Origin of the sequence: Pseudomonas sp. 2725, from assembly GCF_050434585.1 — a bacterium.
Lineage (GTDB): Bacteria > Pseudomonadota > Gammaproteobacteria > Pseudomonadales > Pseudomonadaceae > Aquipseudomonas > Aquipseudomonas jessenii.
Genome location: NZ_JBNDIV010000008.1, coordinates 138894 through 152872 on the forward strand (window position 1 = coordinate 138894; position 13979 = coordinate 152872).

15 protein-coding genes are annotated in these 13979 nt (G+C 55.4%); 5 read left to right on the forward strand and 10 right to left on the reverse strand.

Going from position 1 to position 13979, the window contains the following annotated elements:
- Positions 1 to 20: 20 nt before the first annotated feature.
- On the reverse strand, positions 21 to 989 hold the full coding sequence (locus tag ABIE16_RS22820; protein ID WP_057715329.1) for a LysR family transcriptional regulator: 969 nt from the start codon (positions 987 to 989) through the stop codon (positions 21 to 23).
- Between the two features lie 291 nt (positions 990 to 1280).
- On the opposite strand from ABIE16_RS22820, the gene ABIE16_RS22825 reads away from it, so the two are divergent.
- Positions 1281 to 1574: a hypothetical protein gene (locus ABIE16_RS22825; protein ID WP_057715330.1), complete on the forward strand. Its 294-nt coding sequence runs from the start codon at positions 1281 to 1283 to the stop codon at positions 1572 to 1574.
- A gap of 130 nt (positions 1575 to 1704) precedes the next feature.
- Positions 1705 to 2265 (forward strand): hypothetical protein, encoded by a 561-nt coding sequence (locus ABIE16_RS22830; RefSeq protein WP_057715331.1) that lies wholly within the window; start codon positions 1705 to 1707, stop codon positions 2263 to 2265.
- Positions 2266 to 2301: 36 nt separating this feature from the next.
- Here ABIE16_RS22830 and ABIE16_RS22835 read toward each other — a convergent pair whose 3' ends face one another.
- Genes ABIE16_RS22835 through ABIE16_RS22855 form a run of 5 tightly spaced genes read right to left on the reverse strand, consistent with a single transcriptional unit; the run spans position 2302 to position 7336 of the window.
- Positions 2302 to 2619: a cytochrome C oxidase subunit IV family protein gene (locus ABIE16_RS22835; protein WP_057715332.1), complete on the reverse strand. Its 318-nt coding sequence runs from the start codon at positions 2617 to 2619 to the stop codon at positions 2302 to 2304.
- Between the two features lie 13 nt (positions 2620 to 2632).
- Positions 2633 to 3346, reverse strand: coding sequence for a heme-copper oxidase subunit III family protein (locus ABIE16_RS22840; RefSeq protein WP_340315736.1), 714 nt, complete (start codon positions 3344 to 3346; stop codon positions 2633 to 2635).
- A gap of 6 nt (positions 3347 to 3352) precedes the next feature.
- Positions 3353 to 4045, reverse strand: coding sequence for a cytochrome c oxidase subunit 3 (locus tag ABIE16_RS22845; protein ID WP_429521997.1), 693 nt, complete (start codon positions 4043 to 4045; stop codon positions 3353 to 3355).
- Positions 4042 to 5814: a cytochrome c oxidase subunit I gene (ctaD, locus tag ABIE16_RS22850; protein WP_429522079.1), complete on the reverse strand. Its 1773-nt coding sequence runs from the start codon at positions 5812 to 5814 to the stop codon at positions 4042 to 4044. The genes ABIE16_RS22845 and ctaD overlap by 4 nt, the downstream gene beginning before the upstream one ends.
- A 49-nt stretch (positions 5815 to 5863) precedes the next feature.
- Positions 5864 to 7336: a c-type cytochrome gene (locus tag ABIE16_RS22855; protein ID WP_429521998.1), complete on the reverse strand. Its 1473-nt coding sequence runs from the start codon at positions 7334 to 7336 to the stop codon at positions 5864 to 5866.
- A gap of 314 nt (positions 7337 to 7650) precedes the next feature.
- Between ABIE16_RS22855 and ABIE16_RS22860 the strand changes: the two genes are divergently transcribed.
- Positions 7651 to 7989 carry a hypothetical protein gene (locus tag ABIE16_RS22860; protein WP_218498403.1) on the forward strand — a complete coding sequence of 113 codons (339 nt, stop codon included), beginning with the start codon at positions 7651 to 7653 and terminating at the stop codon, positions 7987 to 7989.
- A 944-nt stretch (positions 7990 to 8933) separates the two neighbouring features.
- Here ABIE16_RS22860 and ABIE16_RS22865 read toward each other — a convergent pair.
- Both ABIE16_RS22865 and ABIE16_RS22870 read right to left on the reverse strand, forming a co-directional pair.
- Positions 8934 to 9860 carry a LysR family transcriptional regulator gene (locus tag ABIE16_RS22865; protein WP_429521999.1) on the reverse strand — a complete coding sequence of 309 codons (927 nt, stop codon included), beginning with the start codon at positions 9858 to 9860 and terminating at the stop codon, positions 8934 to 8936.
- The gene (locus ABIE16_RS22870; protein WP_429522000.1) at positions 9857 to 10831 is read right to left on the reverse strand and encodes a quinone oxidoreductase family protein; all 975 of its coding nucleotides are present in this window, start codon (positions 10829 to 10831) and stop codon (positions 9857 to 9859) included. Before ABIE16_RS22870 ends, ABIE16_RS22865 begins: the two co-directional genes overlap by 4 nt.
- 491 nt (positions 10832 to 11322) lie before the next feature.
- On the opposite strand from ABIE16_RS22870, the gene ABIE16_RS22875 reads away from it, so the two are divergent.
- Both ABIE16_RS22875 and ABIE16_RS22880 read left to right on the forward strand, forming a co-directional pair.
- Entirely contained in the window at positions 11323 to 11601 is a 279-nt protein-coding gene (locus ABIE16_RS22875) for a DUF2790 domain-containing protein (protein ID WP_090454856.1), read from the forward strand.
- Between the two features lie 276 nt (positions 11602 to 11877).
- Positions 11878 to 12531, forward strand: coding sequence for a hypothetical protein (locus tag ABIE16_RS22880; protein ID WP_340315729.1), 654 nt, complete (start codon positions 11878 to 11880; stop codon positions 12529 to 12531).
- Between the two features lie 152 nt (positions 12532 to 12683).
- Here ABIE16_RS22880 and ABIE16_RS22885 read toward each other — a convergent pair whose 3' ends face one another.
- Positions 12684 to 13004, reverse strand: a complete 321-nt coding sequence (locus ABIE16_RS22885; protein ID WP_223473749.1) for a hypothetical protein — start codon at positions 13002 to 13004, stop codon at positions 12684 to 12686.
- A 298-nt stretch (positions 13005 to 13302) separates the two neighbouring features.
- Positions 13303 to 13944 carry a response regulator gene (locus tag ABIE16_RS22890; RefSeq protein WP_057715341.1) on the reverse strand — a complete coding sequence of 214 codons (642 nt, stop codon included), beginning with the start codon at positions 13942 to 13944 and terminating at the stop codon, positions 13303 to 13305.
- Positions 13945 to 13979: the final 35 nt, after the last annotated feature.

The following is a 13979-nucleotide window of genomic DNA, read 5'->3' on the forward strand; positions in this document are numbered from 1 at the left end:
GCTGCACTCCCGGTTTCGATCTAGGTGACCGGGAGTATCAATTGCCCCTCGACCAAGGGCTTTTGACTGGCCACGGCAGCGGCGCAGAAGGTCATGAATGCTTTGACTCGCCACGATTTTCGAATGTCCTGGTGAGTCAGCAGCCACAACTCATCCTGAAGCTCTGGCACTACCGGGCCGGCGCGTACCAACCCTGGGGTTATGTCGCCCAACATGCAGGGAAGGAATCCAAATCCCAGACCCGCCGCGATTGCAGCGCTTGCTGCTGCAACAGAATCGGTGCGGTACGCTATGCGCTCAGCAGCGACTCTGCTTTCGACATAGCTTGTCGCCTTCAAACCGCAGAGCGCTGAGGAGTATGACACCCATGCCTGGCCCTCTTCGAAAAGGGGCAAGGCAGTCATCTGCTTGGCACAGCAGTAAGGTGCCCAGGCAATGTTCGCCAGTTTACGGCCCACCAGGCTTTCTGCAGGTTTTCTCGTCGCTCGAATCGCGATATCCGATTCATCCCGGGCGAGGCTAAGGGTTTCGTTGCCCACCAGCACCTCGATGGTGATCCCCTCGTTCAGGGCCTTGAAGTCCGCGATGATGGGGGTGAAGAAGTACAGCAGCAGCGAGTCGCTGGTGGTAATTCGAAGTTTCCCGAGGGGGCCTTGGCCTGAACGTGAAACACGCCGCGTGACGCTGACGATATCCAACTCCACTCGCTCGGCGAGTGCTCGCAACTCGGCACCCTCGGCGGTGAGCAGATACCCTGATTTGCGGTGATCGAACAGCGCGATGCCGAGCGTTCGCTCAACTTGAGCAACTCGGCGCGAAACGGTGGATACATTGATGCCAAGCTTCTTGGCCGTAGCCGAACGATTGCCGCAATCACTGAGCGTCTTGATGATGCGCAAGTCGTCCCACGAGAGCTGATTGACAGCCTCGCCTATGTCCCACTTCGCCCCGTCAGAGGCAGCCGGAGCTTTTCCAGTTGGCGATTTCACACAGTTCGTTCCAGATGCAAAGGCGCTGATGATACGAGAAGGGGTTGGGTGAAGCAGCCACATTGTTCCGGCGATTGGTTGAAAACTGTTATGCCGACTGGCTGCAATAGGTCGGTTGCAGCCCCTCACGACAGGCAGTTATCGGCCAAAAATGGCCGGTGGTCGTTGCATTACGATTGTCGCCGACGTTTGGCTAAGCTTAATAAATCAAGGCGAGCTGAAGCCTTGAGTAATAGCGGCCATCAACGGATCTGGATTGGCATCAAGGCGACACTCCCAAGGGAGACGACTATGTATGCGGTTATAAGAACCTACCTGGGTACTGGAGCAAAGCAGCTTTTCGAGTTGTTGGAAGAGCGCAATGCCGACGTCGAAGCGACCCTGCGGACAGTGCCTGGCCTCGTCAGCTACACACTGTTGAATACGGGTGATGGTGGTACAGCGGTGACTGTTTGCACGGACAAGGCCGGCAGCGATGCGAGCCTGAAAGTCGCGCGTGACTGGATTCAGAAAAATGCATCGAATATCCGCGCGAACCCGCCGATCGTGACGGAAGGTCCGGTCATTGTGCAGATCAGCCAGTGACCGGTCCGCAGGATGGTGAGTGCTATACTTTTTTCAAATTGCACCGGGTGTGCAACGTTCCCCACAGTACAGCTGCCAAGTGCTGCCGGACAGAGGAGGTCTGCAGCAAACCCGAGATGGGAGGTGTGGCATGAACCGACACTATTACATCAGTGACAATCTCAACGATCTTGAAAACGTTGAATATGAATTGGAAGCCAGCGGCATCAATTCCGAACAGATTCATGTGCTCAGTGAAAAAGTTGCTGATGTAGAAGAACATCACCTCCACGAGATCAGCTCGCTGATGGAACAGGATGCTGTTCACTCTGGTGAGATTGGTGCGGTGATCGGCGTGCCACTCGCAGCGTTGGTCCTGGGTGGCGCCTATTGGATGGGCTGGACCGAATCCGCCGCAGGCTGGATGCCCTTTATCTTCCTTGCCATTGTTGTATTGGGCTTCTGCATCTGGGAAGGCGGCTTTTTTGGGTTCCAGGTGCCGAACACTCACTTCCGCAATTTCAAGCAGGCAGTAAAAGAAGGCAAACATATCTTCTTCGTGGATGTTGAACCGAATCAGGAATCGGTACTGGACCAGGTCATCAAACAGCATCCGAAGCTGAAGATCGCCGGCACGGGAACGGCGGCCCCCCACTGGACAGTGGCCTGGCAGCACAAATGGCATCAGTTCAAGCGAGTGATATCGGGTTAGCGCCTGGGGACTCAAGGCCATCCGAAAGCTGCTTGCCTACTGGCCAAAGAAAATGCCCCTGCTGAGGAAAATATAGTCTGCCTCGGAGGCCATCAGCCCGATAAGCACCAGTAAACACAAAGGTGGCACCAGTATGGCGTAGACCAATGCCAGGCGCTCCCATGCCATATGCATGAAGATGGAGACAATCAAACCTGCCTTCAACAACATGAAAGTGATGATCAGGGACCACCGAAGGTAGCCATGGAAGTGGAAATAGTCGACAAGGTACGACAGCGTGCTGAGGACGAATAACAGTCCCCAGATTTTAAGGTACAAACTGATTGGATGTTGCTGACCCTGAGCATGTGCCATCACCCGTGCTCCTCTACCATAAATAGAAGAATGCAAAAATAAATACCCACACCAAATCCACGAAGTGCCAGTAAAGCCCGGCTATCTCGACGTTCTGATAGTTGCCGGAACGCTCATAATCTCCGCGCCATACCTTCAGCGCCACAATGCTGAGGTAGAGGGCGCCGATTGATACATGCAGTCCGTGAAAACCGGTAATCATGAAAAAGCTGGCGCCAAATTGCGCCGCTCCCATGGGGTTCCCCCAGGGACGCACCCCTTCTGCGATGAGCTTGCTCCATTCAAATGCCTGCATGCCGACGAAAGTCACACCCAAGGCAGCGGTCGCCAGCATCAGGGCCGCGGTTTTCGCGCGATTACGGCGATAGGCGAAATTGACGGCCATGGCCATGGTGCCGCTGCTACTGATCAGCACAAAGGTCATGATGGCGATCAGAATAAGCGGGATTTCCTTGCCGCCGATCGTCAATGCGAACACTTCACTGGGGTTCGGCCAGGCGCTGGTGATGGTCATGCGTACCGACATGTATCCGGTCAGAAAACAGGTGAATATAAACGTGTCGCTGAGCAGGAATATCCACATCATCGCCTTGCCCCAGGGCACCTGCTTGAAGGCCTCTTTATCCGAGGACCAATCGCTGGCGATGCCCTGCCATCCCGGTGCAGGCGGCGAACCTGGTGGATTGGATGAACTGGATTCGACTTGGGCTTGTGGGTGCAATGCCATGACTGTTCACCTCAGGCCGCAGAATCTGGCGATGGCTTCATAGGTTTGCGGCGTGCTGGCCAGCAGCGCGAAAAGCACGAACCAAAGGCCCAGCAAGTAATGCCAATAGATGGCACAGAGCTCTACGCTGGCACCAAGCTGCGCCAGTGGCACATGACGCAGAAATCTGGCGACGATCCAGCACCAGGCGATCAGCCCGCCCAGCAGGTGGAGCCCATGCAGGCCGGTCAACAGGTAGAAGAAACTGTTGGCCGGATTGCTGGCGACAAAGTAGCCCCAGGCGACAAACTGCTGCCAGACCCAGAATTGCCCCGCCAGAAAGGCAATGGCAAACACACCCCCCAATGCAAAACCAATGACCGTTGCGCCCAGCCGAGCCTTTCGGGCGGCCATACGCGACCATTGCAGTGCGATGCAACTCAATACCAGAAAAGCCGAATTCAGCCAGAGCGGCCGGAGATTGCCTAACGGCGCCAAAGGCTCTGTCAGGGGTAGCCAGTCGGCCATTTGAGAACGGGCAATAAAGGCGATCAGGAAGAGGAAGAATAACGAACTCACCACCACCAGAAACAAGCGCAGGCCTACCCTTGCGGTTTGCCTTCTATCGGCATCCTCGGCGGCCGGAATACCCTCAGGGTCGCGACTCCAGCTACCGCCGGGATCAGCGCCGTCGGCGTTTCTCAATAGCAGCCTGTTCATGTCTTGATGTCCGCCTTGGTTCCGGCACTGAGTTGCCGCATCTGCTCCAGCTCCTCGGCGGAGACCGTTTGCGGCACGAAATCCTGCTCTATGCCCGGCACACTGTAGTCATAGGCCCAGCGATGCACGACCGGCAACTTCGCGCCCCAGTTACCGTGTTTCGGCGGGGTGTCCGGCGTTTGCCATTCCAGGCTGGCCGCCCCCCAGGGATTACTGCCTGCGGGCTTGCCCTTGAATGCACTCCAGGCCAGGTTGAACAGGAACAGCAACTGGGAAACGCCGACAGTCAATGCGATCACCGTAATGAAGGCATTCAAGTCTTGCGCGGACTGCGGGATGAACGCGTAGTTTTCATAGGCGTAGTAACGACGTGGCATGCCCTGGAAACCCAAGTAGTGCATGGGGAAGAAAATGGCGTAGGTGCCCAGAAAGGTTATCCAGAAATGCAACTTGCCCAGGGTGTCGTTCAACAGGCGCCCGGTGACTTTCGGGTACCAGTGATAAATGCCTCCGAACACCACCAGTACCGGGGCTACCCCCATGACCATATGAAAATGGGCCACGACGAAATAGGTGTCCGAGAGCGGGATGTCCACGATCACATTGCCGAGAAACAACCCGGTCAGACCGCCGACCAGGAAGGTGACGATAAAGGCCAGGGCAAACAGCATCGGCACCGTCAGGTGGATGTCGCCGCGCCACAGGGTCAGTACCCAGTTATAGACTTTCAGCGCCGTCGGCACCGCGATGATCAAGGTAGTGACGGCGAAGAAAAAGCCAAAGTACGGGTTCATTCCACTGACATACATATGGTGCGCCCAGACCACAAAACTGAGTACGCCAATCGCAATAATGGCCCACACCATCATTCGGTAGCCGAAGATATTTTTACGCGCATGGGTACTGATCAAGTCGGAGACCAGACCAAACGCAGGGAGAGCGACGATGTAGACCTCCGGGTGGCCGAAGAACCAGAACAGGTGCTGGAACAATATCGGGCTGCCACCCTGGTGATCGAGCTGCTGCCCCAGCGAGATCATCGCCGGCATGAAGAAGCTGGTGCCCAACAGCTTGTCGAACAACATCATGACCGCACTGACAAACAACGCCGGGAAGGCCAGCAAGGCCATGATCGAGGCCATGAAGATGCCCCATACCGAGAGCGGCATGCGAAACAAGGTCATGCCGTGCGTGCGCGCCTGCAACACCGTGGTGACGTAGTTCAACCCGCCCATGGTGGCGGCGACGATAAAAATCGCCAGTGAGACGAGCATCAGGACAATGCCCCACTCGACCCCCGGTGTCCCCTGGGTAATGGACTGTGGCGGATAGAGCGTCCAGCCCGAACCTGTGGGGCCGCCAGGGACAAAAAAACTGCTGAGCAACACCAGTACCGCCACCAGGTAGAACCAGTAGCTGAGCATGTTGACATAGGGGAAGACCATGTCGCGGGCGCCCACCATCAGCGGGATCAGATAGTTGCCGAAACCACCCAGAAACAAGGCTGTGAGCAAGTAAATGACCATGATCATGCCGTGCATGGTCATCGCCTGATAGTAAGTACTGGCGTCCATGAACGCCAAACTGCCGGGGAAACCTATCTGCATGCGCATCAAGCTGGACAACACCAGAGCGATAAGACCCACGAAGATGGCCGTCACGGAATATTGAATGGCTATGACCTTGTGGTCCTGACTCCAGATATATTTGGTCAGGAAACTCTTGGGCTCGTGCAGTGCTTCTGTCTCGGCTTGCTCCGCATAGGCCATCACGTCATCCTCCTGCCGAAGTTTCAGTGCATTCCTGGCTGTTTTACGGCTACTTCCCTGGCTCCGCCTTGCTCGCATCTGCGTCAGCATTCGCTTTGGATTTGATAAAAGCGATCAGTGCATTGAGCTCCTCGTCACTCGGAGCCAGGGCCGGCATGACGGCTGCATAGCCCTTGACGATTTTGGCATTGGGATGCAGAACCGATTCTTTGATATAGCCCTCGTCGACCTTTACGCTCGTATCGTCGGCAAGGGTTTGCGTCTTGCCATACAGGCCCTGCCAGCTGGGGCCGACGCCCTTGTTGCCATCGACACTGTGGCAGGCCAGACAGCCGAGCGAGCCGGCCAGTCGCTGCCCCTGCGCCACCAGGTCTTCACCCGGGCTCGACGCTTCGCCGGTCGAAGGTTCATCGTCTTGCCCCGCAGCGCCCAGTGATTTGATCAGGGCGATGACAGCGCCCATTTCATCGTCTTTGAGAGTATAGGCCACCATCACCGGCGGGTAGCCCTGTACCAGCCGGGCCTTCGGATCGAGAATCGACTCTTTCAGGTAGGCCTCGTCGACCACCGCACTGGTGCCATCGGCAAACTGTTCAGTGCGGCCGTACAGCCCTTTCCATCCCGGGCCGAGACTGGCACTGCCATCCTGGCTATGGCAGGCCTTGCAGCCGAGCTGTTCGACCAACTGGCGGCCTTTTTCCAGCACGCTGTCGCGACCGGGTTTGGCAGTTGTCGTCAATGTCTGCGCAAAAGTCGGCTGGCCGTTGAGCCATTGATCGAAGACGCCCTGCTCTTCCACGATCATATGGCCGCGCATGTTGTAATGACCTACACCACAAAACTCAGCGCAAAGGACTTCGTATTTTCCGGTTTTAGTTGGCGTAAACCAAAAGTACGACACCATTCCTGGCACCATATCCATCTTGCTGCGAATTTGCGGTACATAGAAATCGTGCAGGACATCTTTAGCGCGCAACAAGACTTTCACCGGCCGGTCGAGCGGAAGGCGAACTTCATTATTCATTACAAGCACATCGTCTTGCCCTGCAGGATCCTTGGGATCAAGGCCGAAGGGATTGGCGGAATCAATAAACCTGATATCCGATTTGCCCAGCTTTGCGTCCTGCCCGGGAAAACGAAAGGCCCACTGCCACTGCTGGGCGACCACTTCAAGTTCGTAAGCCTCTTTCGGCACCCGGATGAAATCGTTGTAGACAACAAGACCTGGCGCCAGCATCCCGGCAATACCTACCGACGTTATGATAATTAACCACAGTTCCAGCTTTTTATTTTCTGGCTGGTAGGCCGCCCTGGCACCCTCCTTGTGACGATACCGCATCACCGCTACAGCCATGAATACCGTGATGGCAATGAAAAATATTCCGCTAATGATCAGGGTGATGAACAGGGTGGTGTCTATGGAACCCCAGTTGGAAGCTGCCGGTGTCGCGTGCCAAGGCGCCAGTATGTGGAATAGCACTGATGCAATAACGATTAGTATCAGGACAATTGCTATTGCCATTTCCTCTTCATCCTATTCCTGTTGTTCATTGGTTATGCAAAAGCATCGCCACTGACGTCCAAGCAGGGCAGACAAATACCACCCATCGGGGCGGCAAAGTCAGTAAGAAGTATAGAGCCCATCGGGTTGTACGTGAGGTTGGCAAGCGAGGCCCGGCGACCGGCTATACTGAATGTCTGATGACGGGCAGCAGGGTCGGCCAGAAGCGGCGCCAAAAATCGAACCCTGCCCTTGTGCAGTCATCCAACATAAGTGATGGCATCGAGCAGGAACGATAGATACAGATTCCAGCAATCCACATGGGAGGTTTCGTCATGAGTGCCCTGACGATCGAAGGTTGGTGCAAAACCAGCGGCGCCCAAAAGTCCACCCCGATGGGGGAAGTCCATTTCTACGTCGACGGACCTCTCCATGTCCGTCTGGAGGAGGCCGAAGAGCGCTTGCAGAAGACCCACGAGCCGGAAGCCATGGTCGATGTCGATATGGACTCGATGGATCTGATCATGCCCGAGGGATACGCCCCCTTGTCCGACTGTCAGATGCGTGTCTATTTGCACCACGAACGCGGACAGTTCCATCTGGTTGGACACCGGGCGAGTGACGGCAGTTTGATCTACACCAATGCGGTGTTGATAGATCAGCTGCTTGAGTAGCGGTTACGTGATTCTCGGCATCGATGTTTCTCTGCGGGTAATGTGCGGTGCCGAAAACTCACTCGTCTATTAAACAGAATTCAGTGTGTTGCTTCGACCGGTTGAAACCACAGTTAGAAGCGGCCCTTCCGCCCCGTTAAATCCACCTCGCCTCAGGGACAAGTAGCCCCTACCAAAAACAATCGGTGAAACAGGGCCGCTACTCTCTCCAAAAATGGGGTACTACACCCACCCAACCAGGCGTTTACCACCAACTTTGAGGAATATTCCCCCCTCCCCCCTTTCTCTCGCTTGAAACCCCTCGCAAACAGCTTGTTAATTAATTTGAGTTTTTTCTTCGCCGTATTGAAATGGCTCATTAGTTGCACCACCCCTGGTACCCGCAACAGCTGTCGTCCCGGACATCATGGAGACGGCGGGGCTCGCCGGATTCGGCATGACGCGAGGGGTAGGAAATGAAACGCGCGACACCACCATGCGGTTCCATCGCCTTACTGCCCAAGTCAAGCCTGTGGTGCGTATTCCACGCAAGAGTGAGGATGAGTGATGGCTTCCACTGATAGATCAATTGCTCGAATCACGAAACGGCCGATGGCCCTATATAAGCAGCTGGCCGAGTTGGGCCTGATGTTTATCGCGTTGGTGATGACGCTGGCGTTGTCCGCTGTACTGGCGATGGAATTGACCCTTGGAGTGTTCTGACGAGTTATTGCTCATGCGACGAGCGCCCGTTTTACCAGGCACCCATGCAAAGAAAACGGTTATGGGAGGTGTGTCATGTGGAATCAGCCTCTGATGATTGTGGCGATCTACCTTGCCATCACCCTCTGCATCGGCTGGTTGTGGTCCGTTACTATCCTGTATTGGCTTTGATGCAATGCTGATTTTATGAACACACATGACCGGCAGCCATGTGTCGGTCAGGTGAATCGAAGGTCAGCCGGTCAGATGGTCCATGGGGGCGCGGGGGTAAACTTTGACTCGATCCATTGTTTGAACGCGACGACCACGGCACCCGGAAACTTGGCTGATGGCCTGACCAGGTAGACCCCACCGGCGGTATCCAATTGCCAGTCAGGAAGGACCTGCAACAGTCCCCCGGCAGCAATATCACGACTCATCAACCAGTCACCTGCCCCCAGTATTCCCGCATCGGCGCAGGCCGCTGCAAGTAATGATTCGCTGTCATTGGCCGTCAGGTTTCCTTTGGGAAAAACCGTCTGCAGTTCATTGCCGCGATGGAGTCTCCACTGAGGAAAAGACGCAAGGCCACTGAAGCGAAGGCAATTGTGCCTGATCAGGTCCTGTGGCGTTTCGGGCATGCCGTGCTTTGTGATGTAAGCAGGCGAGGCACACAGTATCCGGCGATGGTCACTCAGTTTTTTGGCTATCAGCCGGCTGTCGTCCAACTCTCCGATTCGGATCGCCGCGTCAAAACCTTCATCGATGATGTCGACCAGACGCTCGCTATAGTCAGCGATGATCGAGACATGCGGATGAGCCTTGAGAAACTCCGGCAGCATCGGGCCAAGCCAACGCCTGCCCATGGCTGCCGGCAATGCAAGGCGCAAAGTACCGCGGATTTCGCTGGCGCCCTCGGACGCTTGCTGCTGCGCTTCATTCATCAATTCGATGGCTGAGCGAAGGCGTTGCTCCAGCCTGGCACCTGTTTCAGTAATTCGAACCTGGCGGGTGGAGCGCTCCACAAGCCGAACGCCAAGGCGCTTTTCCATTGCGGCGAGTCGTTTCGAAACGACTGTTGGGTGTCGCTGCAATAGCCGGCCTGCCCCGACAAACGAGCCTTGCGAGGCCACGGCCAGAAACGCAGCGATTTCGTCGCTGTGCTGATTGTTCAGAACATCAAGATTCATGGTTTTAGAATGATCGCCCCCGATGAACGCCCCGACTCCAGGTCCGCATGCGCCAATGCTGCGTCCGCCAGAGGGTAACTTGCCCGGACCGAAGGTTTGATAATACCTGCACCAATGGCGGCCAACACATCCTGCGCTCGTTCCTGGTACTCAGAGACACTCGCCGTATGGGCTGCCAACGAAGGACGTGTCAGGAACAGCGAGCCTTTGGTATTGAGTGTCGACAGTTCCACCGCTGACGGCGCACCTGATGAGGCTCCGAACGATACCATCAGGCCTCGTGGTCGCAAGCTATCCAGGGATGCCTGGAAAGAAACACGCCCAATCGGGTCATAGACGACGTCGACCATTTTACCCTTGGTGATACGAGCGACCCGGGAAGCCAGGCTGTCCGCATCGAACACCAGGACTTCATCGCATCCCGACGCCAGAGCTTTCTCGACACTGGCCTGCTTTGAAACCACGCCGATCACGATGGCACCCAAGTGCTTCGCCCACGGCACCATTATTTCCCCCAGCCCTCCAGCCACACCGTAGAGAAGAATGGTTGTACCGGGCCCCACAGGATAGGTGGCTTTCAACAGGTACTGCGCAGTGATGCCCTTGAACATGACGGCTGCTGCATCGTCAAATGACAGCGAATCCGGAATTCTGATCAGCCGCGCTGCCGGATAAAGCCGGGCCGAAGCATAGGAACCCAAGGGGCCGGTGGCATAGGCGACGCGATCCCCTGCTCGCACGTTGCTGACACCCGCACCCACAGCGGCGACACGCCCCGCGCCTTCCAGCCCAAGCCCAGATGGCAAAGCAATGGGCACCGCCCCTTTTCGTTGAGTAACGTCGAGAAAGTTGACACCTACAGCCTCTTGCTCAAGCCATACCTCGCCCTGGCCGGGCGCTTGTTCGCTCAGTGTCTCCAGGTTCAGTACTTCAGGGTTGCCGAACTGGTTAAACCGGATCGCAGATACCATGGTCATCTCTCCTTCAGTCAGAAGCCGTTATCAAATGAGTGACCTCAGTGTGATAACTAACCCACTGATGAACAAGACGGGTTTATTGCAGGACATTAATGCACCTGTTGCAGCAATATAATCGCGGATAGCACGCTTTACTACGTGGAGCATGTTGGTTTCATTGTGATTTTGGAGATGCCAAAGATTGCCTCCGAGAGTCCTCCATGGGTCGGATATAGCCCTCGGTGACAGGCAGAAATCGGCCAATACCCGACGCGTGACAATCGGTCATGACATGTCATGACCTCCTTGAAAAACGGACTTTTTCCAGCAAATACGGGGGTTAAAGGACGAACGGTCGAGAGGCGTCAAGCGTGGGGAATTGCCGGGAGTTTGCAGCCACTACAGGCTTTTCAGGCAGGCGCGTTCGTCGCGGTCAAGTGAACTTCACTTTCACCACGTGTCACATTAAGTCCTTGTCAAGCGAACTTCAGTGGAGGTACAGCCTTATGAGCATGGCCACGATTGTCAGTGCCGTGATTTCCAGTCTCGCACCCAGTGTCTTTGACCAGAGCAGCCTGCAAGAACCCGGTGCGCATGTTTCAGCCGTCGAATACCACTACGGGATGGAGATCGATGTGAAACGGGTACTGCAGCGCACCGATACATCCGACAAGACCGGCGTGGTACCGGTGACCCTGGTCTACGAAGACAGCGAGGGCGAGGTTCACAAGATCCGTTTCCTCGAATGGGGTGGAAGCCCCGCCGACCCTACCAGCATTGCCTGATTCGCTCGTCGATCGAGTTCCGGGCCTCACCGCCCCCCAGAAGCGGAAGTTAAACCTCCCATGCACTCAGTGCGATTGAGGTTTTTGGTTACCTGAAAATGGACATGATCGAATGACTAAAAGTTCATTCGAGAAACTCACTATTATCTTGGCGGCGTAATGTCGCAAGATTAACCCATAACAATTACTGGATCTAAATGGCAGTCAGCAACGGTAAATTCCAATCAAGCCGTGCCGAGAGCCAAGTTGATTCACTATTGAAGCCAAGAGGTCACCATGGAACTTAGTATGTTTTCTTCGTCCACCGTGGAATATGTGCGTTTGGGCGTTGTATATTTTCATCTTATCGCCTGCTGTGTGGCAATCGGGCTGGTCTTGACCAGCGACATTGCAATGGTCAAGCAACTCCTGAAGGGAGATGCGTCAGGCCACCACGATGACGCGCACATGGAAAGCCTTCAAAAAACCGTAGTGCTTGCACTTGTAGCGCTCTGGATTACGGGCATTGGTATTGTCGGGATCGATTATGCCGGCAAGGGGATGGAATATTTCCTCAATCCAAAACTGCAAGCCAAAATCGGCATAGTAGTGCTGTTGACCTTTAACGGCATCCTGTTGCATAGCGCGGTATTGCCGGCACTGAAAAAAGCCGGTTCGTTACTCAAACTCTCCTTCAGCCTGCGCATGCTGGCGCTGTTTTCCGGCGCCCTCTCTGGCGTGTCATGGTTCTATGCCGCCATGCTGGGTATTGGTCGTCCGCTGGCCTGGAAGTACTCGCTGGTGGAGTTGCTGGCAGCCTATCCGGTACTCATCGTCGGCGGTTTCGGGATGATGGTACTGCTCACCGCCTGGGCAAAAGACAGAGACACCGAAGCGCGTTTGGAGCAAGGCACCAGGCCCCTGGGAAATGCCGCCCTCGCTGGATGGTGAAGCCAAGTTGAACAAGGAAGTTCAGCTTTAGCCAATAAAATCCGTTGTTAGCCGTTCGCAAAATTTGAGTTGAGCGCCTGACCGGCAAAGTTTCCCCGCCGGGCGACGATACTGAAACTTCAATTACCCGCAGTAGTCATGGAGACAGGCATCTATCGCTTCCCCTTCATGCAGACTACGGAAAGATATGCACCCCAAAGAACACCACATAGGGCAAGTATCAACTCCGGATTGAAAACACTCTGATCGACCGGCGCCACCAGGATTTCGCTATAAAGACACATGGCGCCCGCGATCAACGCAATAAAGTAGCCTGTCCGGTTTCTAGTCCGGCGCAGCAACAGAACCTTTTTCAGGCCCTCGTCTTTCCATTCCTGTCGGGGTATGAGTTGGATCTCCTCCAGCAGCACCACTCCCCACAGCAATGCGCATAACCAATAACCTATCATCATGATGCCCTCCAGTTTGAACATTGATTCAACATGAATGCAACGTGCACTCCGCGCTCAACTTGCGAGTATCAATTCCGGAGTCTTTTCTGACTCGTGAAACTTGCTCTCATGCATATCCTGAAGGCCATGGCGGTACAAGACTTTGACGAAGACAACTCCATTGAGCGAACGAAAATTTGTCGAGAGGTAAATATGCTTGATTGGAACGGCTCCCGCTATCGACGTTAGCAGGACATCTTTGTGGAGATTTCGACCAAGAGCTTGTAGCGATTCCACTACAAACAGTCTGGTGCCCGGCTGCGTCGGATGGCAGGGCGATCTAAGTCAACAGGCCGTTTTCGAGTGCATAGCGGGCCAGTTTCGCGTTGCTGTCCATCCCTGTTTTTTCCAGGATACGTGCCCGGTACGTCGTGACGGTACTCGGGCTCAAGTGCAATATCTGAGCGATGCGGACAATTCTCTCGCCTGCAGCGAGGAGCTTGAGTACTTCAAGCTCCCGGTCGGATAGCGCTTCGTGGGGCGCCGCGTCGCCTTTGCCGATAGCGTTGACCAGTTTTTCCGCCAGCTCAGGACTGACGTGCTTGCCACCTGAGGCCACCTTGCGAACTGCCGTAACCAGGGTGGCTGCGGAAATATCTTTGGTGAGGTAGCCCGCAGCGCCGAGCTTGATTGCGCGTAACGCATAGGCCTCGACCGAATGCATGCTCAGCATCAGAACGGCGAGCTTGGGCTTGTGCGCACGCATAAGTTTGAGGAGTTGGAGGCCGGTCTTGTCGGGAAGCTGAATATCCACCAGCGCCACGTCGAAATCCTGCTCCCGGACCAGGAGCATTGCGTCTTGTGCCGTCTCGGCTTCACCCGTTACGTCGATCTCGCCGGCAGTCTCCAGCATGCGTCGCACGCCGCTACGCACGATGCTGTGATCATCCACCAGCAAGACTCTGATTTTGTGGTCAATCATCTGTATTTTCCATTCGCACCCGCATGGCCCCGGCC

What these genes read in the sequence shown, in the direction of transcription:
- ABIE16_RS22825 (WP_057715330.1), top strand. Translation starts at nt 1,281, where the DNA reads ATGTATGCGGTTATAAGAACCTACCTGGGTACTGGAGCAAAGCAGCTT.
- ABIE16_RS22830 (WP_057715331.1), top strand. Translation starts at nt 1,705, where the DNA reads ATGAACCGACACTATTACATCAGTGACAATCTCAACGATCTTGAAAAC.
- ABIE16_RS22835 (WP_057715332.1), bottom strand. Translation starts at nt 2,619, where the DNA reads ATGGCACATGCTCAGGGTCAGCAACATCCAATCAGTTTGTACCTTAAA.
- ABIE16_RS22840 (WP_340315736.1), bottom strand. Translation starts at nt 3,346, where the DNA reads ATGGCATTGCACCCACAAGCCCAAGTCGAATCCAGTTCATCCAATCCA.
- ABIE16_RS22845 (WP_429521997.1), bottom strand. Translation starts at nt 4,045, where the DNA reads ATGAACAGGCTGCTATTGAGAAACGCCGACGGCGCTGATCCCGGCGGT.
- ctaD (WP_429522079.1), bottom strand. Translation starts at nt 5,814, where the DNA reads ATGGCCTATGCGGAGCAAGCCGAGACAGAAGCACTGCACGAGCCCAAG.
- ABIE16_RS22855 (WP_429521998.1), bottom strand. Translation starts at nt 7,336, where the DNA reads ATGGCAATAGCAATTGTCCTGATACTAATCGTTATTGCATCAGTGCTA.
- ABIE16_RS22860 (WP_218498403.1), top strand. Translation starts at nt 7,651, where the DNA reads ATGAGTGCCCTGACGATCGAAGGTTGGTGCAAAACCAGCGGCGCCCAA.
- ABIE16_RS22865 (WP_429521999.1), bottom strand. Translation starts at nt 9,860, where the DNA reads ATGAATCTTGATGTTCTGAACAATCAGCACAGCGACGAAATCGCTGCG.
- ABIE16_RS22870 (WP_429522000.1), bottom strand. Translation starts at nt 10,831, where the DNA reads ATGGTATCTGCGATCCGGTTTAACCAGTTCGGCAACCCTGAAGTACTG.
- ABIE16_RS22875 (WP_090454856.1), top strand. Translation starts at nt 11,323, where the DNA reads ATGAGCATGGCCACGATTGTCAGTGCCGTGATTTCCAGTCTCGCACCC.
- ABIE16_RS22880 (WP_340315729.1), top strand. Translation starts at nt 11,878, where the DNA reads ATGGAACTTAGTATGTTTTCTTCGTCCACCGTGGAATATGTGCGTTTG.
- ABIE16_RS22885 (WP_223473749.1), bottom strand. Translation starts at nt 13,004, where the DNA reads ATGTTCAAACTGGAGGGCATCATGATGATAGGTTATTGGTTATGCGCA.
- ABIE16_RS22890 (WP_057715341.1), bottom strand. Translation starts at nt 13,944, where the DNA reads ATGATTGACCACAAAATCAGAGTCTTGCTGGTGGATGATCACAGCATC.